The following is a 23,684-nucleotide window of genomic DNA, read 5'->3' as shown; positions in this document are numbered from 1 at the left end:
CAACTAATAGCTAACGAAGACCCACGAATAGTGCTGGCAAGTTTACGTCAACCCAAGTTGATTGATGAATGATGTCAGCAGAGGTTTGTAGTGACTCAATTTAGAAAGAGAAAGTAAAAATGTTGAGAAATGTAATAGAAATTAAATACTTAAAAACATTCTCATGTGTGGCGAAATGTAAAAGCTTCTCGGCAGCAGCGGAGTCGCTGTTTATTACGCAACCTGCTGTCTCACAACACATAAAAAAAGTAGAAGCCCATATAGGTGCAAGCATTTTTGACAGAGAAGAAGGCTTTGAGTTAACCAAAGAAGGCGAAATTTTGCTCAGGTATACCGAATTGAGTTTGGACCTTTATGAGCAATTATTTGATGAGTTAGGCAAAGCCAAGAACAAGGAACGCTATAAGATCGCCGTGTCCGATTCCTTTTCAACGGAGCTAGTGGACGAAGTTGTAAAAGCGTTCAGAGTATTGAGTCACTTAGATTTGAGCCTAGTCAACTTTAGAAACCCAAAAGATATCGATGCAAGCAAGTTTGATATCATTCTCGGTGTAAATTCGGAACCTTCTCGCAGTGGTCATATGGTGAATGTGAAAAGGACTCAATATGTTGTATGTGATAGGCCCAATGATCCTACACTTACGCGAAAGAATCCAATCCGAGTGGTGCATTGTAACTCGTTAGAACGTGAACAAGTCATCACCTTGCTTGAAGAAACGGGGTTCGGTGTAGAAAACATTCAAAGCTGGTTTAATACTAGCAGTGCCAGACTAATGAAAAGTGAGATGGAAGAGCCTGGAACGGTTTTAGTTTGTCCAAGCTGGTGTATTAAGTCAGATCGATTGTATGCTCATAAAACCTCTAACGCTATTAACTGCTATGCATGGTGCAATGAATCAACATTCAATGAGCTGAGTCAGATTGGATTGACGAATCGAATTAAAGAACTTTTTGTTCACACAGATTCAGCTCTCGAAGTAATGTGATTAATAATAAATAGCATACTTGTATTTTAAGGCGAACATTTTGTTCGCCTTTTTATATCCAAAAATATAATTATATATGTATAAAAATTATTAATTTGACTATCATTTTCATCCCTAAATTTATCTTTTTATCTAATCTATAAGTTTTTGTGATATTTGTATTAATAAAGATTAATTGTTTATCTGATACTGAGTGATATATTAACTTTGTTTTGATAGCCAAAGGAATATATAAAAATGTTATTGAAGATAAGAAAAGTTGTAGGAAAGTTTAGCCGTGATGAGCGCGGAGTAACTGCGGTTGAATACGCAATTATTGCCGTGGTTATTTCAGGTATTGTTTTAGCTGCATTTAACTCTGGTTTAGGTGGTGAAATTCAAAAAGCAATGACTAAGGTTCAATCAAATCTATCCGATGCTCATGAAATTACTACCAAAAAAGAAGGTGAAGACCCTGCAACAGAGACTCCCGAGAAAATATAATTTAAATATGAAGTCTCTTCATAACTAAATTATTGAATATGAATTATTGGGTAGGAATTCCTGCCCAACTTTATAAGTGATCTGTATGAGTAAGCCTGTCCTGTTTGTACTAATTTCAGCTGTTTTGTTTCTAGGGTTGCTTTATGGCAAAGACATCTTCTTTGCCGAAGAGCCTGTCCCCGTAAAGCCTGAGCCTATCGTTGAGACTGTTAAAGTACTTCGGTTGGTGAAACCTGTTAATAAAGGAAGCTTTTACAGCGAACTGGCTACAGAAACTGTGGAAATTTCAGAAGTTCAGGCAAGAAATAACGGACTGATAACAGAAGAACAGAGAATCCCAGATGGTGCTTTGTACAGGGAGCCTCTTAGTGAAAATACTTATTTAAAACATGACTTTATTGCATATCCGAGTGATAAGGATTACATGAACTTCACTCTGTCTGAAAATCACGTACCTTATTATTACACAACAAATGGTAAAAGCGCGGTAGATGCAATTGGGTTGTCCACTGGGGATGCAATAAGTTTTATTTCCACTACGAGTCAGTATTCCAATATTAACAATTCAGGATTCAAAGACATAAGTAATATTATTACTGAAGTGCTCGTACATAAAGCACGTATCGTTCGAGTTATAGACGTAAATGAAGAGAGTCAACAAGACGGCGTATCAATAAATAAAAAGCAGATCGTTGTTGAACTAAAAATAAACGATGTAATGAAGTTGGATATTGCCACAAGAATCTCAAAAATAACTGTCGTTCCGGCGAATATGGTAAACCAATATCTGTCTGTCCGTAGTGTCGATATATTAGAGAAACAACACGGAGTCCGTGAACTTAGAGCAGGAGCAAAGTAATGAGAATTCTGAGTTTAGTGACTTTTTTATTTACAATAAGTTCTCCAATTATTGTGATGGGCTCCGAGCTTGTTTCCATTGATCAAGGTGCTGCAAAAACAGTTAAAACTAACCGCACAATAGATACTGTTTTCGTATCTGACCAGAAAGTGGCGGATTATAAAGTTATTGATGAAACCAAAATTGTCATTCACGGTGTGAGTGTTGGTACTGCAAGCCTCATTATTTTTGATAGAGGTGGAAATGAAATCTATAACTCTGAAATTGTGGTGAACAAAAGCCTTCGTCAGGTGAAACAAATGCTAGTTGCCCATTTCCCTGATGAGGAAGTCAACATCACTAATGTTGGTTCCCAAATCGTGCTGGACGGCACAGTGCAGAGCGAAGAAGTCAAAAACAAGATCTATCGTCTGGTGGGTGAAATGCTACAAAAAACACCCAGTCGCAGTGTATTGAACCCGAGCTCATTGGAGAAAGGATTGAGTAGCGAACTTGCATACACGGAGAAGTTCGTATTCAAAGGCATCATCAACAACCTTAAAGTTCTTTCTACCGAACAAATAAACGTAAAGCTCACTGTTGCAGAGGTTTCAAGTAATTTCCTTTCTGAATTGGGTGTGTCATACAGCAATGTGGGTCAACCAGGTCGCTATGTAAAACAGATCCTCGAATTTTCTGCAGAAGATATTGTCGCTGTTATTGCGGCAAGCAAAGACGACTCTATTGGTCAGGTATTGGCAGAGCCCAACTTATCTGTCATCTCCGGTGAAACAGCCAGCTTCCTCGTTGGTGGTGAATTGCCCCTAGTTGCACGCGATGGGGAAGGTGTGAGTGTTTCTTACAAGGAATATGGCATCAAATTGTCGATGGTCGGAAAGGTAACGGATTCGGAAAACATTCGCCTTACTTTGATGCCAGAGGTGAGTTCGATAGACGCATCCAATAGCCAGAGCAACGCATTCTATAACATGCCTTCTCTTCGTACGCGAAAGGCGCAGACCACCGTGCAGCTCAAAGATGGACAAAGCTTTGTTCTTGCGGGCTTATTAACCACTGAAGAGCGCGAAACACTAAGCCGAATTCCCCTCTTAGGAGATATCCCGATTCTGGGCGCCTTATTTAGTCACACCAAGTCAGACCGAACCAAAACAGAGTTGATTATTGTTGCCACGGTTAACCTGGTGGATCCGGTACAAGCGAAGGACATTAAATTGCCAAAATTCAAAGCCAGCAGCGATTTAGAGCGACTGTTCCGAATCAATTTATCTGACCCTGAAGTAGAACAAACCATTAAAGCGGGAGGATTCTAATGTTATTGCGACTAGCGGTTTTTGCCGTCCCGTTTCTCGTTGGGTGTAGTTCTCCTGTTCCCTCAAACCTAACGCAGGTGGATGAGTTAGAGCAAGTCTATGAATTCAATGTGGTAGACAAGCGTATTTCACTCAAGCGAAGCCTGAGTTTTATCGAAGACGTGAATAAGTCACACCAGAAATCTCTGTTTGAAGTCTATTACGACCCCAAAGAAAGTGAATTTGTCGCTGAATTGATCGAGAACGCTCGTCAAAAAGGCATTCATCGCCACCGTATTAATGCAACGGTTAAAGGAGAAGATTCTGCTCGACCTGATTCTCAACCCTTGTCAGAAAAGTCTATTTCTATTGTTACCAAATACACACTAGTGAACGACAAGCATTGCCAGACGTTGCACATGGGTAATGCCAGTTCGTTCCAGTTTGGTTGTGCTGTCGAATACAACCGGATCAAAAGCCTCGTGAAACCGTTAAAAGGTACAGAATAAAAGATGGATCTAAACAACTTATTTAAGACATCGACCGCCACCAAAAAGCCATCGTCTGAATTTGTTGACCTTCTGGTATCGGACGACGCTGAGTTTATTCAGTCTGTCAAAGATCTGTATGCCATTGAAGGTTTTCCAGCTCCGCTTGAAGTACCCGACATCGATTCAGGCAAAATGCCTGAAAATCAGAAAATTAAGCACGTGATTCTGGACTTTCGAAACTCAGAGAATCTGAATCATGAAATAAGCGACATCACTACCAAACTGGATGTCGGCATTCGCATCATCGCAGTGAGCGATTCAGACTCTATTCGGCTGAAAAATCAAGTTCAGGCGTTAGGTGCAGAATATGTGTTGTGGGATGAACACCTCCAAGACTTGCTGAATACCATAAGTGTCAGCGCACCTAATACGGCTGTCGCCAATAACACTCGGGTTGCGAAACGAGTACTGCTTCTCTCTTGTAAAGGAGGAATTGGGCTTTCGACGATTTCTTCTCTGTTGAGTTATGGGCTATCTGAGCAGGCGCACTTAAAAACCTTACTGGTCGATCATGATTCTAATGCATTTGCGTCCGATATTTTTCTGGGGATGAAAAGCGTCAAGCCACGTCATAACAGTATTGAGTTAAACCAACAGGATATCGACAGCGCGATAGCTCAGACTTATGTTTCCTCAGCCAGCGAAAAGCTCGACTATCTGATTCTCGAAAAAACCACCGCCTGTGTCGGAGACCATGCTTCAACGCTTCACAATCTGTCGTATCAGTTAATCGGCAATTACAACTTCATCGTGGATTCGGTTCCTCTTACTTCGTTCGAAGAGATTCACGATCAAGATTTGAGTGAAAAGTATCACCGAATATATGTTGTGTGTGACCCTTCAGTCGCGTCACTTAGGGCTTACAACATCATTCGAAAAAAAATGGGTAAAGCGGAGCACCAGGTGTTGTTCAGTCAAAACCGCCCGGCAAAAGATTACATGGTTTCTTTGGAGAACGCGAAAGAGCGGGTAAAGCAAAAAGAAGCACTGACATTTAGCTATGAATCTGGGTTAGAAAAGCAGCTTATCCAGGCCGGGATGAAAACAGTCATTAAGAATAAAGTCGCCCAGCCTGTCGTCCAGATGATTCAGGATCTGACGGGGAAAAGCATTGGCTCTAAATCTAAGTTCTCACTGTTTAAGAAGTAGGTGAGTGCAATGAGTCAATTTAAAGAAATTTATATAAAGCTGCGAGACGAGATATTTGACGCACTAGATGCTTCCACTCTGGTTGAAATCAGCAATGAAGAGTTAGAAGCCCAGCTAAAAGAAACGGTAAATCTGCTGATTGACCGCGGCGGACTGCAGGTCTCTAACTCCCAGCGAATTGAGTTGGTGAAAGCACTTTTGGCGGAACTAAAAGGATTGGGTCCGCTACAAACCTTGCTGGATAACGATGATATATCGGACATTATGATCAATGGTCCGCATGATATTTTTATTGAAATTGGCGGCAAGGTGCAAAAATCACCCATTGAGTTTGTCAACGAAAAGCAGCTCAATACCATCGCAAAGCGCATTGCATCTAACGTAGGGCGCCGAATCGACGAATCCAAACCTCTCTGTGATGCCCGCCTTGAAGACGGAAGCCGTGTAAACATCGTGATCCCCCCATTGGCGATTGACGGCACCTCGATCTCCATCCGTAAATTCAAGCAGCACAAAATCAAATTGGAAAACCTTGTCGAATTCGGCGCTCTCTCCATTGAAATGGCGAAACTGCTTTCCATAGCAAGTCATTGTAAATGCAACATTTTGATCTCTGGTGGTACTGGTTCAGGTAAAACCACCTTGCTGAATGCCCTTTCAGGCTACATAGGGGAATCGGAGCGCATTGTTACCATTGAAGACGCGGCCGAACTGCAGTTACAACAACCACATATCGTTCGTCTGGAAACCCGTCAGGCGAGTGTGGAAGGTACCGGTGAAATAACGGCTCGTGACTTGGTTATCAACTCACTTCGTATGCGACCCGATCGCATCATTGTGGGGGAATGTCGAGGCGGCGAAGCTTTTGAAATGCTTCAGGCGATGAACACAGGTCATGATGGTTCTATGTCTACTCTGCATGCCAACACACCACGAGATGCCATCGCACGTACAGAAAGCATGGTGATGATGGCGACAGCCAGCCTTCCTATTCAAGCCATCCGCCGCACCATTGTCAGCGCGGTAGACCTGATCGTTCAGGTAAAGCGCCTTCACGATGGTAGCCGTAAAGTCCTTTATATATCTGAAGTGGTAGGGCTTGAAGGTGACAGCGTTGTAATGGAAGACATCTTCCGGTTTGAGAACAAAGGAACGCTCGAAGACGGGAAAATCGATGGTGAATTTCGCACCCCAGGTCTTTCAAAACGTTCCATTGTTTATGAGCGCGCACAGTTCTTTGGATTAGAAAACGTTCTAGAGGAGCTTTTTTCATGATCTGGGCATTTTTGATCTGGTGTGTTGTCGCGCTTTTGTTTTGGTTGTCGTACCGAAAAAACAATAAAAAAGTCACGGCTCTGATAGAGCAGGGGAATGAGTTCGACGGTATTGAAGGAGTGAAAGCCGTCATCGATACGGATCATTTTGAAACCAGTATCCGGATACAAGCTAAGTTTGTTTTCAAAAAACTGCAAAAGCTGCTTGAACCGAATATCCCTTTAAAACTGATCCTGTTTTTTGTCATCAGTGGCGCGTTGATTTTTGTGGTGAATTTATTCCTGTTTAAACAGGATATCTTGGTGTGTCTGGCGATAGGGCAACCGATCCTGTTTGTCGTTTTCCTATACAAACTGGCTGATATTCAGGAAGAAAAATTCAAAAGTGACTTCCCCGATGCGTTGAATATTCTGTCGGGTGCTATCGCTGCTGGGCAGAGCATTATTCATGCTTTTGAATACGTTGGGGAAAAGCTCGACAACGATGTGGGAAAAGAATTTAAGTACATGGCTGAAAGGTTGCTGATTGGGGAAGACCCAGACGATGTACTTTCGCGTAGTGCGTCAACTTTTCCTTATGTCGAATACTTCTTCTTTATTTCGACGATCCGCATCAATCTGAGTCGCGGCGGGCAGTTAAAGGATGTGATTACCAAAATTAACCGCATTATGTTTGATTCTCGCGCATTAGAGAAAAAGAAAAACGCACTCACATCTGAAGCTCGTTCTTCGGCAAAAATTGTCGCGTGTTTACCGATTATCTTTTTGCTGATCCTTCGCTTTACCAGCCCCGAAGACTATAACTTCGTGATGTTTGAAGAGGGAGGAAAACCTATCTTCTATTACGTATTGGTCAGTGAGCTAATCGGCTTCTTCTGTATTTCCATGATACTGAGGAGTGTGGATTGATGACTGCCTCAACTCAGTTATACCTAGTGATCGCATTTCTGGCTTCGATGCTGGTGGCCTGGGTGTTAATTCGGATGTGGGATTCGATGGTCGCCAGGTTTTACACCAGCAAGATCATTGGCTCTACCAAAGAAGAAAAACGTCAGATAGAGCTGATGACCAAGGTGTTGGATGCGTTCAGTTTTAACCACGAAGAGAACAGACAAAAGCTCATCGCAGCAGGGATTTACAATGAGTTTGTTGCCAAGAGCTACTACCTCTTTAAATTCATCCCTTTCCTTCTGGTGTTCTTGAGCACTTTGTACGGTTTTTTTATTGGTGATTTAGAGTTTACAGAATTCTTTATGCTTTCTGGTATTGCACTGGTGATCTTTTTGATAGGACCAGATGCCTATGTAGCAGCTCGCACAAGGAAAAACATTAAGCACATCAGTTCCCGTTTGCCATTTTTGCTCGACTTGATGAACGTTTGTGTCCACACCGGTATGACCATTGAGTCCAGCCTTGATTTCCTCAGTAAAGAAATTGCCACGGTAGATGAAAACCTTGCATATGTTCTTCGTAAAACGACCGAGCGTTCTCGTTTGGTGGGGCTGGAGAAAGCGTTGGAAGAGTTCTATGAAATGGTGCCTACAACCGAAGCGCAGAGCTTTGTAATGACGCTGACTCAAAGCCTTCAATATGGATCTTCTGTTGGTCCTGTACTTGCTACTTTGGCTACGGATATTCGAGAAATCAATATGATGGAGCTGGAAGAAAAAATTGGAAAAATGGGTGCAAAAATGTCTATTCCTCTGATCGTTTTCATCATGGTACCGATTGTGGTGCTGATCGCCGCCCCCGGAATCGTAAGGATGCTTGCTTAATGGTTAACTATAAAAACGCGTTACTCGTAGTCTTGTTGTTAGGAGGGTGTGCTTCGACTAACAGCGAACTGGATACCAAAGAAGATTTGCTACTGAGAGCCAATGACAAAACCCAGTTGGTGGAATTCTATAAAGCGAATTTAAAAGAGAATGACGATTACAAGATCAAGTTGGTAAACGTCTACATCGATTTGAAAGATACGTCATCGGCAGAGCTCTATCTGAATACTTTCAGTCAATCTGAAAAAGACGAACCAGGAGTTATTTTAGCGGAAGCCAAAATTGCATACCTCAAACGCAATTACGCCCGAAGTGAACAGTTGTTGGATATGTACCTAGAAGAAGGCGGAGGCAAGTACCAACATCATATCCTGATGGGACAAATTAAAGCCCAACAACGTCAGTTTGGATTAGCCATTGATTACTTCGAACAGAGCCGAAAACTGGGGGCTTCAGATCGGGAAGCGAAAAACAGTATTGCAGTGGTTTATCTGATGCAGGGCAGGTATGACGAGGCTATGGCGTCACTTTATGAACTCTATCTGGATCACCCTAATGACGAGAAAGTGCGCTCTAACCTGATACTGGCATCGGTGAACGCAAATCGACCAGATATTGCCTTGGATGCACTACGAGAACAGTACCCCGAGGAACAGGCACGTGAACAACTGAAAAAACTAATGAAGTCAGTAAAGAAGAAACCTGTTCCTGTGCTTGCTCGCTCTCAGAAACCTCGACCACAGCCCGTTGCTGTGAATTATCCTGCAAGAACGGAGGACAACGCTTTGTATAAGCCACATAGCCAATTGCAATCTGAGGTCCTCCCTGTCGATAGGGTGGGTAAACAGCCCCCCGAGGCTGGGAAAATGGTGTTTAACCCCAATAGCCTAAAGGCAAAAACGCCGTCGATTTACCGCATTCAGGTGCTTGCGACCTATAAAGCGATAACAAGTGAGTATCTGGACTATTTACGTAATAACTACGGTACGGTTTACGCCTATTCACACAATCTGTGGAAGCGATACTGCATTGGTGAGTTCAGCTCAGTAGAAGAGGCAAAAGCCTATCTGAATCGGATTCAAATCAAAGGGGCGTTTGTGGTGGATTACACCAAGAATCGTCATATAGAACTATAGCTGTTGTGGTATGAAATCAATTTCTTTTTATCGCAAACGCTCGAAATCTAAGGGCGTGATTACGATTGAAGCCGCGATAGGATTCCCAATTCTAATTGTAATGATATTGACTTGGATGGAGCTGTGTTTGATGGCTTTTGCGATTGCGATTACTGACCACGCTATTACTCGCGCCGTTGCCGATACTAAGAAGCTGGGTCGAGCTGATAGTGTGACCACAGTAAATTATGACCGAGCTATCCGCTCTGCAATCCGGCACAGTGGTGGAATTGTTATGCCAGCAGTCATCGAAGATGGCTCTTTGTCCTCAAACATCTATTACATAGATGGCTACCATACGTTAGTGGATTGCAGCAAAAAATCTGAGCATTTTAGCTCATGTAATGGCGTGTCTGAACAACCGAGAAACAAAGCGCTGGCCATGTACGAAGTGTCTTTTAGCTACTCACCCATTTTTAACTTCTTTTTACCCAATATAGATATGCGCCGCGAAGTAATAGCCATTCAGGAATACGAACGATGCACCTTCAAACTGGGGGGAGAAGCTTGTGCTTAACAAACAAAAAGGCGCGTTTACCATCGAATTAGCACTGATTCTGGCATTTGTTGCAGGCTTTTTTGCCCTTCAAGTGAACTATGTGGTTGCTACTGCCAAAAAGGGACAAATGGACAGACTCGCTTATTCTCTGGCGTCTGTTTTGTCTGAACGTAGGGAGCTTTTTCGAGATGAGGGCAACATTTGTCGAAGGTCTGGTGAGTGTGAACAATTAATTGAAGACATGCATTCTATTGCTGAATCAGCGATGACTCGAATGTCCAATGTATTTGTACCAAGCCGGTTTGGGATTCGTATTGAGGAGTTGGTTGTACATACCGCCCATGCTCGCTACGTGGTCAAAGAGAAGGGATATGTAGGCTGTAATTTTGTCCCACTGAGTAAGCTCCCTGACATCGTTCCAATAACGACACGTAATCGTAAGCTTCCGGTCTACAAGGTTTCTCTTTGTTATCAAACCCCGTTCAACATACTTGGTGTTGCGCGAGGGGAGTTTGTTGACATGGTTTCCTCTTCATTTTCATTCGCGAGGATTTAACTATGAAGAACTTTTCCATGTCTCGCTCTATGCGTAAACAGGAGGGAGCGGCTTTCATTGCCTTTGTTTACTGCCTGCCGTTTATGATTGGTATGTTGGTATTGGCTATGCAAACCACCCAGCAGCTTCACACTCACGCCAAGCTAGGGGAAGCCGCTGAAGTGGCCAGTTTAGGGCTTATCTCATCTTCAACGGGAAAAAATGAACCTGATATTGAATTAGCAAAGAACATTGTTGATTACTACATGCCCACCAATAAAGGTGAGGTTCGGGTCACTATTGATGATACGCGTTGTGACTATGATACCGGGTGTGTACAGGCTGCTGGAGAACTCTCGCCTTTTGCCGATTTTTTGGTGACCGCAACGACGAAACATGACTCGTGGATCAGTTTTAAGCAATTTGGCATGGGGCCAGAGTTTGAGGTTTCAGGTCAGTCCACAAGCCGGAAATACCTGCCCAAGCCAGTTGATATTTACTTTGTAATTGACTTTAGTGACTCAATGAACAGAGCGTTCAAATTTGGGCATAGTCGCTATAGCAAGCTTCAGGTAGTGAAAGGTACTGTCGGTAGAATTCTGGATGATCTCGAAAATTTTAACCGCTTTAACAGCCATAAAAGTCGTGTTGCTCTGGTTGGGTATAACAATTTCAACTATCAAAGAGTAAATGGAAAGCGAGAAGTTTTTGAGCACATTATTTCGGACAGAATCAGTGAATCTATTCGGTATAGAAACGCCGAAAAAAGGCATGTGTATATATCGCCACAGACAATGGCTTATCTGAGAAGTGTTAACTATCAACCAATACCTCTATTCAACGACATCGATCTTACTGATAACTACAACGCTTTTGTTAGAGAGTTCAGTACCTTTAGTGCGGGAGGTTTAACTCACTCCTGGCAGGGGTTACTGCGTACGGCCGAGCTTTCCAATAGCCAAGAAGAGTACAACCCCCACCAAGTGATCATTGTCCTTTCTGATGGTGAAGATACCAGAAGGGAGTGGAAAATACACAGCCCAGACGGCACATCCCGCGATACACGTATCTTAAAGGAGTTCACCAAGTACGGGCTCTGCGACCGTATGGTGGAAGACCTGGAAAACAAGAAAGACCGATTCGGAGAACCTATTACTGTCACATTTGGTGTAATTGGAATCGATTTTCAGATGAATCGAGCAGAGAACGGTTTCTTTGATTGTGTGGGAGAAGAGAATGTCCTACACGCATCAAGCGGTAGCGACGTCTACAAGCACATTTTAAACCTGTTGAATGAAGAGACAGGTCGATTAAAAGGCAATGGAATATAACGATGAAAACACTAACCTTTATTCTCCTTTTGGTATTTTGCGGTAACGCGGCAGCTAACTGTCTGGCTCAGGAAAATACCTATTTAAAAACAACGCGAGTTTTGGCGCAGAACCATCTTGGTACACAAACTAGCGGACGCCTACTTAGCCATCATATCACTCAGGCGGAAACCCCCGTTCTTATCAATGAAGAGACTGAGAAAGAACAGTTTTCAGTCAGCAAAGAGTGTATTTACGACAGGGTATCGCAAACTTTGGTGCTGAATTATGAGTTCGACAAAGACAAGCTTAGCGACGACCACAAACACATTTTGCTCGACTACATGAATCTATTGGACAAAAGCGTCTCGATAGCGGTGGAAGGGCATGCCGATGAGGTTGGAACGGAAGCATATAATGCGGCATTGTCGCAACGCCGAGCTTCAAACGTTTCCAGGTTTCTTAAGAAAACGTTTGGAAATGACAAGCAGGTGATTGAAAGGGCGTATGGTGAAACCGCCCCCATCTGTGAACAGTTGGAAAACAAGCTAAAGGGGTGCAATCGACGGGTAGTACTCACCGTTCAAAGCTAGAAAAAGTTAATCCAGATAAAAGAGAAGGGCGCTGAACGAGCGCCCTTCTTCTCTATGAATCTTATACAGATCGTGTCATTGGAATTGCTATTCTGCGTCTTCTTCCAGAATCTCGATAACTTCTGAAGAAGAGCGTTCGTGACCAATCAGGAACAGGGCAAGAAATGCCTCTGCTTTCATACTGGTGTCGCCTTCTTCTTCTAAAATAGTTCTGATTTTGTCTCTCAACATTGAGATTTCATGTTCAACAAATCCGCGACCTTCTTCATCTCCACCCTGATCTGCGGGCTGCTGATCGAAATGAAGAAACAGAAAATCCTCGTTCAGCTTTGTTGTTAGCAAACGTTCTGGCAACCACTCTTCTCCCGTCACAACGTGAGGATCGTTGTTATCGGAGAATTTACTTAATATTTGCAATAATTCAGATACTTTCACAATGATTCGTTATACTGTACGCCTCTACTTAGTGTAGCGGCTAATTTGCGGGAATCTTAAAGTAATTTTACTGATTTTACTACGAATGTTGACATTTGACTCAATAAAATGGCTGTCTTTCGTTCATCCTGCCATCAATCTCCCGAGTATGAATAAATAGAGGTAAACAACATCTATGCGCGCTTTAATTCACCTAACGCCGTTGGCGACGTTAATGGGTGCTATGACTTTTACTGCCACAGCTTCTGAAGTGAATAAGGTGAAAGAGCAAGAATGGGGAGTAGGGATGGCGTATCGCAATGCGTCCATTGTGTACAACCTTCCCGGTGAAGACGATGCTTCCGTTTCAACGTTTACCCCGCTTTTTTATTACAAAGGCGAATCGGTATTTCTTGATGGTTTGGAAGGTGGTGTTCATCTGTACAAACAAGATGACTATCAGATTAATGCCCTTACTCGCCTCAGATTTGTTGACCTGCCAGCATCTCAGCAAAACCGCTACGGTGGTCATTCATTTGATTTAGGTTTCCAGTACCGTCACTTTTTTCAGGATTCTGACTGGTACATCGATGCTGAGATAATGAGTGATGATGCCGCTCGGTTGTTCGGTAATCTTCGCGCAACAGCAAAGAGTTCAACAGAAAACTGGGACTTTAAACCAAGTGCGGAACTCCGTGTTAAATCTAACGACTTTAACTCTTATTACTATGGTGCCAACGGGCTAGAAGGCTCTCCGGGTTTCGGAAAGAACATTGGCGGTGGTGTTGAGTTTAAAGTGGGTTTTGAAACTCGTTACCGCGTCACTTCAAATTTGTATTTATTGGGTAGTGCTTACGCTACTAGGTTAGACGACAACGCTTACGATAATATTGTGGTGAAAGAGCGGTGGGGTCACGAGTATTTCATTGGCTTCGGGTTGTTCAATGACAAAAACACACCAACGCGTTCAGACATCAAAACACGCCCTTACCTGAGAGTGGCACAGGGTTTTGCAACGCCTTCCGATATGGGAGACATCTTCCAGTTTAAAGGTGTGCCGGATGAAAACGGCAATAAGATGACTTCGTTCTTTTATGGTCACCCGTTAACAGATGAATTGTTCGGTGCTCCCATTGATATCTACCTGACTCCAGGGGCAGCGTGGCACTGGTCCAGTTCTACTCAGAGTGCCAGTCCAGAATACGTGATTGCGGTGAAAGCGTACTACACCTTTGAATGGCCATTCCGTTGGAAATTTGGTGCCGCAGAAGGTATCTCCTATGTTCAAAACATCACTTACATTGAAAGTAGTGAGCTGGAAGGCAAATATGAAAACATGAGTAATTTGATGAATTACTTGGATATTTCCTTCGATTTCAATATAGGTGATATGGTTGGAAAGCCAGAATGGGATCACCTGTGGGTGGGCTATGGATTGCACCATCGTTCTTCCATTTTCGAAAAAGCCTCTCAGTTTGGACGAATTAAAGGCGGCAGTAACTACAACACAATTTACCTGCAATACGATTTTTAATTGGTATGAAGACAAGAAAACGGGGCGATGGATTCGCCCCGTTTTTTTTGTGATTTAGCCATGCCTGAATGGCATTGATGCAGGCTTCAAAAACCTTCATAAAATTACGTATTCATACCTGACAAATGAGCAACGCATTCAACAAGCTAAGATGGTTTTCTACCATACCAGAAGTGGTCTTCTACCATACCAAAAGTGGTTTGAATTCCTACCTCTTATAGAACCACTCTCTATCATCTTTTCAATAAAAATTCACAAACTCAATCGTTATACTCAGCACTTTTTATAATGTTAATTTCTATAAAATTCAATAATATAAATTTCTTAATGTTAAGCTTTTCTGTGCAAGTTAGAGCGTTCGTAACCTGTTAAATTCGAGCTGTGCGCCTGTTTTTGAAAGGTACTAAACTGGTATTGAAGCATTTCCAATCGCCACGAAAAATTGGTAGTAATTGCATGCCAATTAAATAGTATCCAATGTTGTAAAAAGGTGGTTTTTGATAACTAGATCAACAAAACGATCAAAAAATGATCGATTTAAATTGAAAATCGAGTTGTTTGTCGGTTAATTTGAGCTCTGTTAACAATGTGGTCACAAATTTTGGTTGCCACCGTTACATTCTAAAGAAATAAACTGGTATTTAATAAATACCAAAATGTGAGTGTAGTTATCAGTAAAGGATTAATCACGTATGTCCGATGAATCAAACGATATACCTTATTACCGCTCGGATGTGGCCAGGCTAACGCTCAAGTCACAAATTGCGGACAAACTGAGTGATCTCATTGCGTCTAAGATGATTGCGGAAGGTGAAGCCTTACCTTCAGAGCGAGAACTTGCCAAGTCTTATGACGTCAGCCGGGAAACCATTCGTGGGTCGTTGGCTTTACTGAGCGAACGTGGGCTAATCACCGTTTCACGTGGACGAAAAAGTATTGTGACTAAAGGCTCTGCGGAGATCATTCAGTCCAACCATCTTCTTGAAGACATTCAAAGTTACGACGCATATACAGTTGCGGAAACAAGAAAGGTTATCGAGTCATCCATTTTGCGTTCAGCCGCCATCAACATCAAAGAAGAAGACTTAGAAAAACTCACAGCGTTAATCGAATATCAGGAAACGGTGTTAGACGACCATGTGGCGTTTCAGGTTTCTGATAAAGAGTTTCACGAGATCATTTATCAATCCTGTCGCAACGATTTGTTATCGAAAATTGCTATCGATGTTTATTCCTACGCGCTGGAGCATCGAACTGCTGCAATGGCAGAAGAGAAATCTACCGTCAGAAGTCTTCGAGAACACCATCAAATCCTGCGGTCATTAAAGAATCACGATCCAGACGCAGCGGAACGTTCCATTTTAGCTCATGTCGATAGCATCTTTAAATCGACACTTATTATGCAAAACAAGGACAACGAGTAACGGATTATGCCTGTAATAACTTTGAACAAACTGACAAAAAGATATCAATCGAGCGAAGTGATCCATCAAATCGACTTAGTAATGGAAGATAACGAGTTCACCGTATTCGTTGGACCGTCAGGGTGTGGGAAATCGACCACGCTTAGAATGATTGCAGGTCTGGAGACCGTCAGTGATGGCGAAATCAAAATGGATGACAGATCCATTTCGAATCTTGAACCTATTGATCGAGACATTGCCATGGTCTTTCAGGATTATGCGCTTTATCCGCACATGGATGTCTATAAAAACATGTCCTTTGCACTGAGGTTAGCAAAGCATCCAAAAAGCGACATAAAAAAACGAGTCACCGAAGCGGCTGAAATGTTAGGTCTTACTGAATACCTGCATCGTAAACCGGCAGAGTTATCCGGTGGACAAAGGCAGCGTGTGGCAATGGGGCGCGCTCTGGTTCGCAACTCTTCAACGCTTCTAATGGATGAACCATTGTCTAACCTGGATGCAAAACTTCGAGGTCAGATGCGTGCTGAACTGGCAATGATGAGCAAAAACATTAAGAAAAACATCATTTATGTTACGCACGATCAAATAGAAGCGATGACGCTTGCTGACCGAATCGTCGTGATGAAAGACGGGTACATTCAGCAACATGGCACACCAAGAGAGTTATTTGAAAAGCCAAGCAATAAGTTTGTAGCGGGTTTTATGGGAATGCCTCCGATGAACTTCCTCAATATGACGGTAGAAGAAGAAAATGGAACGCTATATGCGGTAGGGGAGTCATTTAAGCTTCAGTTGCCTAAACTCGATAATTTATCGTTTTTACCCGAATCTGGCGAAATTATTGTAGGGATTCGTCCTTCTGCATTAATTCCAACAGATTCAGGTGAATCTCAAAATACCATTACTTTTAAGATAAACGTCAATGAGTATATTGGAAATCAAACCGTTTTGATTTCTACAATTCAAGAAAGCCGATTTATGGTTGAAGTCGATTCATTAAATGAATTTCGTATTGGAGATACTGTTAGTTTTAAAGTTGATCCAGATGACATTTATGTTTTTGACAAACACACGGAAGAAACAATTTACTAATTATTAAATCATCATAAAGATGAAGGGAACACAAATAACGTAATTTGGAACATCAACTTTATTCGCTTGCTCTTAGGAGGCAATATGATTAAGTATCTGAAAAAGGTGTTTAATAAGAAAGCACTGACTGCAATTACTGTCAGTGCCATTACAACATTTTCTTATGCTAGCCCTTACGATTCATTTAAAGGCACAACTCTGGTTGTGAATTTTCCAGCGCACCCGCATTACAATGCGGTAATGAAAGTATTGCCGGAATTCACTAAAGAAACGGGCATCAAAGTAGAAGTCGACCAACTTCAATATCTGAGAATGCGCGAAAAGCAAACACTGGAATTAACTAAAAGAAAAGGCGACTACGATTTAATTGCGTACGTTGTATTTTCAAAAGCTGATTATGTTTATGCCGATCAACTAGAAAATTTGGCGAGATATTTCATGAATCCGCTTCTGGCAGATCCCAATTTTGATGCAGAAGATTTGATTGACGGTTATGTCGCGAATATTGGCGTTGCCGGAGGTAAAAAAGGCTATCTTAAAGGACCTACAGGTTCACTATTTGGACTGCCATTCGGTGCAGAGACTTCTATATTAGGTTACCGAAAAGACATATTCGAGAAACACAAACTGAGAGTGCCTCAAAGCTACGAAGAATTGCTTTACCTGGCGTGTGAGATTCCAAAGCTAGAACCGGGTATGGGTGGACTGGCTTCACGAGCGGCTTCTGGTCACCACGCTTCGCATGCGTTTTTACTTCACCTGGCACCTTTAGGCGGTCGTATCTTCGACGACCAGTGGAAGCCAATCGTCAACAATGCAGAGGGCGTAGCGGCGGCAAAAGCGCTGAAGAAAATTGTTGATTGTGGAGCGGAAGGAGCCAAGACATTTGGTTTTGCAGAAGCAGGAACCTCATTCTTGCAAGGGCAATCCGCGATGTTCCTCGACTCTACAGTGTTTGCTGGTCAAGTGAATGACCCAACTAAATCTAAAGTGGTTGGTAAGATCGGCTGGGCACCGCATCCGATGGGTGTTCGCAGAGGCTCGCAGACAGGTGGATTTGGTATCGGCATTCCTAAAAACGCGCAGAATAAAGAAGCGGCCTTCCTGCTGATGCAATGGCTAACCTCGAAGAAAGTAGACAAAATGATTGCTTTGGCTGGTGGTAACCCATCCCGTTACTCTACTCACTTCGATGATGACGTGAACGCGAAATTCCCTCACATGGCAACCTTTGGTACTGCACTTAAACATGCGGATCCTGACTGGCGACCAATCATTCCTGTATGGGGAAAAATCAATTCAGATTTAGGCACCACTTTGTCTAAAGTACTGACCGAAGATCTGGACATTCAAGAGGCCCTTGATGGAGTAGCGGAGCGAGCAGAAAAAATAATGGCTGACGCAAACTACTATTCTTGGAGTGAGAAATAACCTGGAATAAATAGTGATATACCTAAGTGGAGTATTAGAACACTTGGGTGTATCCCCGACTCACTCCCTTCGGGTAATTTGAGATAAAGAGATTATATCGTCGTTTTATTACGCTTGGTATGAACTCTAGCCTTTGTAATCTCGGTATATTTTAATGAAAGCTGATAATTTAAATCGCATGACTCCATATCTATTTTTAGCTCCGGCTGGAATAGCATTAATATTTGGACTTTTATATCCGATATTTTACATGATGTATGCGAGTTTTTTAGACTGGAACCCCAGTCAATTAATAAGTGAAGCTGAATGGGTAGGATTTAAAAATTATATAAACCTATTCCAAGATGACTCTTTCCGTGAGTCTTTAGGCGTGACTTTAAAGTTTGCAAGTGTCGTTGTTATTCTTGAAATGTTTATTGGTGTTGGTCTTGCCTTATTATTGGATAGAAATATAAGAGGGATGTCCCTGTTAAGAACTATATTTATATTGCCAATGATGATTGCTCCTATTGTTGTGGGATTAATGTGGCGATATATGTATCACCCAACCATTGGCATATTTAATAGAACATTGAATGCTTTGGGTTTTGAATCCATTCCTTGGCTATCAGACTCTGGTTGGGCATTGTCATCCATTATTATCGCAGACGTCTGGCAGTGGACTCCTTTTATTTTCATTCTTTCTCTGGCTGCCTTGCAGTCTTTACCAAAGTCGACGTTAGAAGCTGCAAGAATTGATGGAGCGACGCAATGGCAACAAATTCTGTACATCAAAATACCTCTGATGATGCCGGTGCTTATTGTGACCTTACTTCTCAGGCTCATCGATGCATTCAAAGTTCTTGAAGTGATATTGGTGATGACCAATGGTGGCCCCGGGTTATCAACCGAGATTCTTGCGCTCCGAATTTCCCGAACAGCCTCTGAATTCAGAGAGTTGGGTGTGGCAGCCGCGATGTCAAACCTACTGTTGATTGTACTCCTCGTCCTGACTTTAGCCATGTTTATTTACAACAAAGTCAACGAAAAAAGGATCGAGAAACAAGCGCTGGCAAATAAGGAAGAAGAACAATGAGCAAAGATAAAGAGAACAGGCAAAACCCTGCATTTTATGCCTTATTGGTCGCGTTGATCGTGATGTCAATCGGACCCATCATGCTAATGATCATGACCTCGTTCAAGCTGAATGTAGACATAATGAATGACAGCAGCAGCCTGTTTTTCACACCTACTTTAAAAAATTACGAAACGGTCTTGTGTGATGTGCTCTGGTACACGCCTGACCACGTAGATTTCTGCAGTCCAACGTTCACACGATCACTGGGCAATTCCATATTTATTGCTCTTGTTTCCACTGTGATCACCCTGACCATCGGGTGCATGGCAGCCTACGCTCTGGTTCGCTTCAAGTTTATGGGAAGAGGCGTGGTCTCTCTGACTACTTTGATGATGCGCATGGTGCCACCAGCGGTACTTTTGGTGCCTGTTTTCGGGATCTGGACGTTCGACTACGGATTAGACGGAACATACAGCGGGATCATCTTGCTGTACGTCGCCATGAATCTTCCCTTTGTTATTTGGATTCTCCAGAGCTTTATCGTGCAGGTTCCACTGCCATTAGAAGAGGCCGCGAAAGTGGATGGCGCTCGTCCACTGCAAATCTTCTTCCTTGTGGTGTTGCCCATTATAAAACCGGGCTTAGCAGCCGCGGCCATCTTTACTTTCCGAATCGCGTGGAACGAGTTTCTTCTGGCGAATGCCTTGTTACAACGTGACACGAGAACTGTTCCGGTCACCATCGTGAACTCTTTAACCGAATACGACATTGACTGGGGCGTCATTATGGCGACGGGGATGTTGCTTGCTGTCCCACCCATTATTTTCACCTTCGTCGCTTCAAAGCAAATTATTACGGGCATGACTGCTGGTGCAGTTAAAGGCTAATAGATTGAATTTATAAAGTTTATTTAAGGTATTAATATGAAATTAGAAAAGGACTACCAGCTTGTTATTGGTACATACAGTGACATCGACGCACTCGCACACCAACCTTATTCTCCAGTTCCGGGCGAGGGGATGTACTGCGCTACTTTGACTCAACAAGGCAAGCTTGTAGTGAATAACTCGGTGGAATCACTCAATCCAGCGGTACTGATTCCGAGTGCAGACAGCAAATACCTTTACGCAATCCTCGAAACCATTCGAGAGAACGGAACCGTCATTCAATACGAAGTGCAGAAAGATGGCAGCCTGAAAGAGCTGTCCAGTTTTCAGGCAAACGGAAAATCGACCTGTTATGTATCGTTTTCTCCAAATAACGATGCGGCAATAGTGATCAATTACTGGGATGCCATCATTGATGTTGTTGCCGTTGATGCCGAAGGTCGTCTGGGCGAAGTGATTCAGACCTTTAAGCAGTACTACCGCCCTGAGACCGAGTGGCGTCAGGTTGAAAATCGTGAAGATCACTGGGGGAATCGTCAGGTTGGTCCTCACGCGCATTGTGCTCACTTCTGGCATGACTGGGTGTTCATTCCTGACCTTGGAGAAAACGCAGTTTTCCAGTACCGCTGGGATGCCCAAAGCCGAACTTTGACACGTGAAACCTGGATAGAGTTTGAACCTGGCTCCGGTCCACGACACATGGCAATGCACCCAACGCTGGACATCTGCTACGTCTCAAATGAATTGTTCAATACAGTCTGCGCCGCGCAGCTCGACAGTTCTGACCCATCAGAGATAAAACCGCGTCTGATACCGTTCCAATATAAGTCGACGCTAGAGAATCACGATCAGATCAGTTACGTGTCAGAGATAAAGCTGTCACCGGATGCTCAATTTCTATATGTCTCCAATAGGGGCGATAACTCTATAGCAGTGTTTAAAGTGTTGGAGGACGGTAAGTTAGATCTCGTTGATATCACTTCTACAGGCGGTAAATTCCCGCGCCACTTTGCCATTTCTCCCTGTGGTCATGCGGCTGTTGTGTCTAATCAGGATACGGGCAATGTGATTGTTTTCTCGAGAGACATTGAAAGCGGTTTGATCTCAATGACGGATGAAATCATCGATATACCTGCTCCAAACTACATTCGTTTTCTGGACCTATGACGGCGTAAAGGATGACTAAGATGAGTTATTGGTTGGGAATTGATTGCGGAGGTACTTACCTCAAAGCCGGTTTATACGACAAGAGTGGCAAAGAAATTGGCGTCGCGCGTGAATCCCTTGAACTGATTTCTGAACATTCTGGCTGGGTGGAAAGAAGTACCACCCAACTCTGGGATTCGACCTGCTCAGTGATCAAAAAGGTGATTGCGAAAACGGGTGTCGACGCTGCTCAGATTCAAAGTATCGGGATTTCTGCTCAAGGGAAAGGGTTATTTCTGCTAGATAAAAACGATGAACCTATGGAAAGAGCAATTTTATCGGCCGACCAGCGTTCAATTGACATTGTTAAACGCTGGCAGAAAGAGGGGATACCGCAATCTATTCATCCGAAAACCCGACAATCGTTATGGACCGGGCACCCGGTATCCATTGCCCGTTGGATAAAAGAGAATCGACCAGAGCAGTATGAGCAGATAGGCACTGTGTTCATGAGTCACGACTATCTGAGATGGTGCCTGACGGGTGAAAAGCACTGCGAAATCACCAATATCTCGGAGTCAAATTTATACAACTTTGATACTCAGGATTACGATCATTCTCTGGCAGACACGTTGGGTATTCCAGAAGTGATGGAAGCGCTGCCACCCATAATTGGTGCAACAGATATTGCAGGGAAAATTAGCTCTTCTGCCTCTAGGCTGACGGGGCTTCGGGAAGGGACCCCAGTTGTAGGTGGTGTATTTGATGTCGTTGCAACCGCCATTTGTTCTGGAGTTAGGGATGACAGTGCATTGACCTTAACCATGGGGACCTGGTCGGTCACTACAGGGGTCACAGACCATCTGTTTGATATTCGTAATCCAGAAGCCAAACCTCATGTGTTTGGACACTATGCCCAAAAAGGTCAGTACATCACACATGACGCCAGCCCTACATCGGCTGGCAACCTAGAGTGGTTTACCGATTTGTTTGGTGATGAAAACTTTGAAGTGATCAATCGCTCTGTTGGTGAACTTCCTAAGTTGAGCTCTGAGCTTCTGTTTGCCCCATTTCTTTATGGTTCAAATGCAGGTCTGGGCGTGAAGAGTGGGCTTTATGGCATGCAGTCACTTCACACCAAACCGCAGGTTTTTCAGGCGATTTACGAAGGCGTGGTGTTCAGCCATTTGTTCCACCTCGATCATGTCAGGCTTCTATATCCAAATCTCACACACTTGATTGTGTGTGGTGGTCCAGCGCGCTCAAAGGAGTGGATGCAGATACTGGCAGACGCGAGCGGGCTTCCGGTGCTACTTCCACAAATTGAAGAAACAGGCTGTTTTGGTGCGGCAATTGTCGCCATGGTTGGCAGTCAGGCTTACGCCTCGACAGACGAAGCCATGTCCGTGATGGACGTCAAGGTCAACAAGGTCTCACCAGACTCAGATGTCTATGAACAGTATCAAGTGAAGAAACACAAATACCGGGTGTATGTCGAATCTCTGGCAAAACTTGAAGAGGGGCTTCAACACCCAATCACAGGCAAATCCGAATCAGGAGGATTGTCATGATTCCGAAATTACAGGTTGCACTGGATGTAACGACTGAAGCTGAAGCACTTGATGCAGCGAGAACGCTAGCACCAGTAGTGGATGTGCTGGAAGCAGGAACCTTAATCTGTTTTTCCGAAGGCATGTCGGTTGTCCGATCGCTTCGAGCCCAGCATCCGGAAAAGCCATTAGTCGTCGACATGAAACTTGCCGATGCAGGGAAGGATTTGGGGGAAATGGCGTTCAAGGCGGGTGGTTCGTTACTGACGGTTATATGTGCTGCGCCTTTAGCCACAATGGAAAGTGCTCTGAACGTTGCAAGGGCGCATAACGGTGACATCCAGATTGAGTTGTTCGGAGACTGGACTTTTGAGCAGGCTCAGGAATGGAGAAAACTCGGGATCTCGCAAGCCATTTATCACAGAGGAAGAGATGCTCAGGCTGCCGGTCAGACCTGGCATCAGGAAGATTTAGACTGGTTACAAAGGATGTGTGACTTAGGGTTCAAGATGTCAGTAACAGGAGGTATCACCCCTGAACTTCTGCCGACCTTCCGTCATCTTCCAATCGACACCTTTATCGCTGGCAGGGCACTTTTAACCGCACCCGACCCAAGAAAAGCGGCCATGGATTTCAAAGAAACCCTGTCATCTCTCTGGAGGGAATAA

The 23,684-nt window shown here is 43.4% G+C and carries 24 protein-coding genes; 23 read left to right on the top strand and 1 reads right to left on the bottom strand.

Annotation, left to right across the window (positions count from 1 at the left end):
• Positions 1-119: 119 nt before the first annotated feature.
• The 14 genes from INR79_RS10510 (at position 120) to INR79_RS10445 (ending at position 12,478) form a co-directional block, all read left to right on the top strand.
• Positions 120-986, top strand: coding sequence for a LysR family transcriptional regulator (locus tag INR79_RS10510; RefSeq protein WP_223094074.1), 867 nt, complete (start codon positions 120-122; stop codon positions 984-986).
• A 237-nt stretch (positions 987-1,223) separates the two neighbouring features.
• A complete protein-coding gene (locus INR79_RS10505) occupies positions 1,224-1,469 on the top strand; it encodes a Flp family type IVb pilin (protein WP_223094072.1) in 246 nt (81 codons plus the stop codon).
• Positions 1,470-1,554: 85 nt separating this feature from the next.
• Complete coding sequence (locus tag INR79_RS10500; RefSeq protein ID WP_223094070.1) at positions 1,555-2,328, top strand: hypothetical protein; 774 nt, start codon at positions 1,555-1,557, stop codon at positions 2,326-2,328.
• Positions 2,328-3,638, top strand: a complete 1,311-nt coding sequence (locus tag INR79_RS10495) for a type II and III secretion system protein family protein (protein WP_223094068.1) — start codon at positions 2,328-2,330, stop codon at positions 3,636-3,638. Before INR79_RS10500 ends, INR79_RS10495 begins: the two co-directional genes overlap by 1 nt.
• Positions 3,638-4,126, top strand: a complete 489-nt coding sequence (locus INR79_RS10490) for a hypothetical protein (protein ID WP_223094066.1) — start codon at positions 3,638-3,640, stop codon at positions 4,124-4,126. Before INR79_RS10495 ends, INR79_RS10490 begins: the two co-directional genes overlap by 1 nt.
• 3 nt (positions 4,127-4,129) lie before the next feature.
• On the top strand, positions 4,130-5,317 hold the full coding sequence (locus INR79_RS10485) for a CpaE family protein (RefSeq protein ID WP_223094064.1): 1,188 nt from the start codon (positions 4,130-4,132) through the stop codon (positions 5,315-5,317).
• A 9-nt stretch (positions 5,318-5,326) separates the two neighbouring features.
• Positions 5,327-6,592, top strand: a complete 1,266-nt coding sequence (locus tag INR79_RS10480) for a CpaF family protein (RefSeq protein WP_022604643.1) — start codon at positions 5,327-5,329, stop codon at positions 6,590-6,592.
• Positions 6,589-7,500 (top strand): type II secretion system F family protein, encoded by a 912-nt coding sequence (locus tag INR79_RS10475; RefSeq protein WP_022598283.1) that lies wholly within the window; start codon positions 6,589-6,591, stop codon positions 7,498-7,500. Before INR79_RS10480 ends, INR79_RS10475 begins: the two co-directional genes overlap by 4 nt.
• Positions 7,500-8,366, top strand: coding sequence for a type II secretion system F family protein (locus INR79_RS10470; protein ID WP_004402909.1), 867 nt, complete (start codon positions 7,500-7,502; stop codon positions 8,364-8,366). The genes INR79_RS10475 and INR79_RS10470 overlap by 1 nt, the downstream gene beginning before the upstream one ends.
• The gene (locus INR79_RS10465) at positions 8,366-9,502 is read left to right on the top strand and encodes a tetratricopeptide repeat protein (protein ID WP_223094062.1); all 1,137 of its coding nucleotides are present in this window, start codon (positions 8,366-8,368) and stop codon (positions 9,500-9,502) included. Before INR79_RS10470 ends, INR79_RS10465 begins: the two co-directional genes overlap by 1 nt.
• Before the next feature lie 10 nt (positions 9,503-9,512).
• A complete protein-coding gene (locus tag INR79_RS10460) occupies positions 9,513-10,058 on the top strand; it encodes a TadE/TadG family type IV pilus assembly protein (protein ID WP_223094060.1) in 546 nt (181 codons plus the stop codon).
• Complete coding sequence (gene tadF, locus INR79_RS10455) at positions 10,051-10,596, top strand: tight adherence pilus pseudopilin TadF (protein WP_200767154.1); 546 nt, start codon at positions 10,051-10,053, stop codon at positions 10,594-10,596. The genes INR79_RS10460 and tadF overlap by 8 nt, the downstream gene beginning before the upstream one ends.
• 2 nt (positions 10,597-10,598) lie before the next feature.
• On the top strand, positions 10,599-11,906 hold the full coding sequence (locus INR79_RS10450; RefSeq protein ID WP_223094058.1) for a TadE/TadG family type IV pilus assembly protein: 1,308 nt from the start codon (positions 10,599-10,601) through the stop codon (positions 11,904-11,906).
• Between the two features lie 2 nt (positions 11,907-11,908).
• On the top strand, positions 11,909-12,478 hold the full coding sequence (locus INR79_RS10445) for an OmpA family protein (protein ID WP_223094056.1): 570 nt from the start codon (positions 11,909-11,911) through the stop codon (positions 12,476-12,478).
• A gap of 87 nt (positions 12,479-12,565) precedes the next feature.
• Here INR79_RS10445 and INR79_RS10440 read toward each other — a convergent pair whose 3' ends face one another.
• Positions 12,566-12,913, bottom strand: coding sequence for a hypothetical protein (locus INR79_RS10440; RefSeq protein ID WP_004406872.1), 348 nt, complete (start codon positions 12,911-12,913; stop codon positions 12,566-12,568).
• Between the two features lie 175 nt (positions 12,914-13,088).
• On the opposite strand from INR79_RS10440, the gene INR79_RS10435 reads away from it, so the two are divergent.
• The 9 genes from INR79_RS10435 to INR79_RS10395 all read left to right on the top strand — a co-directional run bounded on the left by INR79_RS10435 (position 13,089) and on the right by INR79_RS10395 (position 23,684).
• On the top strand, positions 13,089-14,426 hold the full coding sequence (locus INR79_RS10435; protein ID WP_022550858.1) for a MipA/OmpV family protein: 1,338 nt from the start codon (positions 13,089-13,091) through the stop codon (positions 14,424-14,426).
• Positions 14,427-15,118: 692 nt separating this feature from the next.
• The gene (locus INR79_RS10430) at positions 15,119-15,850 is read left to right on the top strand and encodes a FadR/GntR family transcriptional regulator (protein WP_223094054.1); all 732 of its coding nucleotides are present in this window, start codon (positions 15,119-15,121) and stop codon (positions 15,848-15,850) included.
• Between the two features lie 6 nt (positions 15,851-15,856).
• Positions 15,857-16,945 (top strand): ABC transporter ATP-binding protein, encoded by a 1,089-nt coding sequence (locus INR79_RS10425; RefSeq protein WP_004406867.1) that lies wholly within the window; start codon positions 15,857-15,859, stop codon positions 16,943-16,945.
• 84 nt (positions 16,946-17,029) lie between these two features.
• Positions 17,030-18,376, top strand: coding sequence for an extracellular solute-binding protein (locus INR79_RS10420; protein ID WP_022610800.1), 1,347 nt, complete (start codon positions 17,030-17,032; stop codon positions 18,374-18,376).
• A 154-nt stretch (positions 18,377-18,530) separates the two neighbouring features.
• Positions 18,531-19,451 (top strand): carbohydrate ABC transporter permease, encoded by a 921-nt coding sequence (locus INR79_RS10415; RefSeq protein ID WP_022550856.1) that lies wholly within the window; start codon positions 18,531-18,533, stop codon positions 19,449-19,451.
• Positions 19,448-20,320, top strand: a complete 873-nt coding sequence (locus tag INR79_RS10410; RefSeq protein ID WP_004406860.1) for a carbohydrate ABC transporter permease — start codon at positions 19,448-19,450, stop codon at positions 20,318-20,320. The genes INR79_RS10415 and INR79_RS10410 overlap by 4 nt, the downstream gene beginning before the upstream one ends.
• A gap of 36 nt (positions 20,321-20,356) precedes the next feature.
• Positions 20,357-21,487: a lactonase family protein gene (locus INR79_RS10405; RefSeq protein WP_004406858.1), complete on the top strand. Its 1,131-nt coding sequence runs from the start codon at positions 20,357-20,359 to the stop codon at positions 21,485-21,487.
• A gap of 20 nt (positions 21,488-21,507) precedes the next feature.
• Positions 21,508-23,037, top strand: coding sequence for an FGGY-family carbohydrate kinase (locus tag INR79_RS10400; protein WP_223094052.1), 1,530 nt, complete (start codon positions 21,508-21,510; stop codon positions 23,035-23,037).
• Positions 23,034-23,684, top strand: a complete 651-nt coding sequence (locus tag INR79_RS10395) for a 3-dehydro-L-gulonate-6-phosphate decarboxylase (RefSeq protein WP_200767161.1) — start codon at positions 23,034-23,036, stop codon at positions 23,682-23,684. Before INR79_RS10400 ends, INR79_RS10395 begins: the two co-directional genes overlap by 4 nt.

It is taken from the genome of Vibrio sp. SCSIO 43132 (assembly GCF_019904195.1).
GTDB lineage: Bacteria > Pseudomonadota > Gammaproteobacteria > Enterobacterales > Vibrionaceae > Vibrio > Vibrio nigripulchritudo.
Note: the sequence above shows the minus strand (reverse complement) of the source record. Positions and strands in the feature narration are given on the sequence as shown.

Coding starts and splice junctions, on each gene's coding strand:
- INR79_RS10510 (WP_223094074.1), top strand. CDS start 120: ATGTTGAGAAATGTAATAGAAATTAAATACTTAAAAACATTCTCATGT.
- INR79_RS10505 (WP_223094072.1), top strand. CDS start 1,224: ATGTTATTGAAGATAAGAAAAGTTGTAGGAAAGTTTAGCCGTGATGAG.
- INR79_RS10500 (WP_223094070.1), top strand. CDS start 1,555: ATGAGTAAGCCTGTCCTGTTTGTACTAATTTCAGCTGTTTTGTTTCTA.
- INR79_RS10495 (WP_223094068.1), top strand. CDS start 2,328: ATGAGAATTCTGAGTTTAGTGACTTTTTTATTTACAATAAGTTCTCCA.
- INR79_RS10490 (WP_223094066.1), top strand. CDS start 3,638: ATGTTATTGCGACTAGCGGTTTTTGCCGTCCCGTTTCTCGTTGGGTGT.
- INR79_RS10485 (WP_223094064.1), top strand. CDS start 4,130: ATGGATCTAAACAACTTATTTAAGACATCGACCGCCACCAAAAAGCCA.
- INR79_RS10480 (WP_022604643.1), top strand. CDS start 5,327: ATGAGTCAATTTAAAGAAATTTATATAAAGCTGCGAGACGAGATATTT.
- INR79_RS10475 (WP_022598283.1), top strand. CDS start 6,589: ATGATCTGGGCATTTTTGATCTGGTGTGTTGTCGCGCTTTTGTTTTGG.
- INR79_RS10470 (WP_004402909.1), top strand. CDS start 7,500: ATGACTGCCTCAACTCAGTTATACCTAGTGATCGCATTTCTGGCTTCG.
- INR79_RS10465 (WP_223094062.1), top strand. CDS start 8,366: ATGGTTAACTATAAAAACGCGTTACTCGTAGTCTTGTTGTTAGGAGGG.
- INR79_RS10460 (WP_223094060.1), top strand. CDS start 9,513: ATGAAATCAATTTCTTTTTATCGCAAACGCTCGAAATCTAAGGGCGTG.
- INR79_RS10450 (WP_223094058.1), top strand. CDS start 10,599: ATGAAGAACTTTTCCATGTCTCGCTCTATGCGTAAACAGGAGGGAGCG.
- INR79_RS10445 (WP_223094056.1), top strand. CDS start 11,909: ATGAAAACACTAACCTTTATTCTCCTTTTGGTATTTTGCGGTAACGCG.
- INR79_RS10435 (WP_022550858.1), top strand. CDS start 13,089: ATGCGCGCTTTAATTCACCTAACGCCGTTGGCGACGTTAATGGGTGCT.
- INR79_RS10430 (WP_223094054.1), top strand. CDS start 15,119: ATGTCCGATGAATCAAACGATATACCTTATTACCGCTCGGATGTGGCC.
- INR79_RS10425 (WP_004406867.1), top strand. CDS start 15,857: ATGCCTGTAATAACTTTGAACAAACTGACAAAAAGATATCAATCGAGC.
- INR79_RS10420 (WP_022610800.1), top strand. CDS start 17,030: ATGATTAAGTATCTGAAAAAGGTGTTTAATAAGAAAGCACTGACTGCA.
- INR79_RS10415 (WP_022550856.1), top strand. CDS start 18,531: ATGAAAGCTGATAATTTAAATCGCATGACTCCATATCTATTTTTAGCT.
- INR79_RS10410 (WP_004406860.1), top strand. CDS start 19,448: ATGAGCAAAGATAAAGAGAACAGGCAAAACCCTGCATTTTATGCCTTA.
- INR79_RS10405 (WP_004406858.1), top strand. CDS start 20,357: ATGAAATTAGAAAAGGACTACCAGCTTGTTATTGGTACATACAGTGAC.
- INR79_RS10400 (WP_223094052.1), top strand. CDS start 21,508: ATGAGTTATTGGTTGGGAATTGATTGCGGAGGTACTTACCTCAAAGCC.
- INR79_RS10395 (WP_200767161.1), top strand. CDS start 23,034: ATGATTCCGAAATTACAGGTTGCACTGGATGTAACGACTGAAGCTGAA.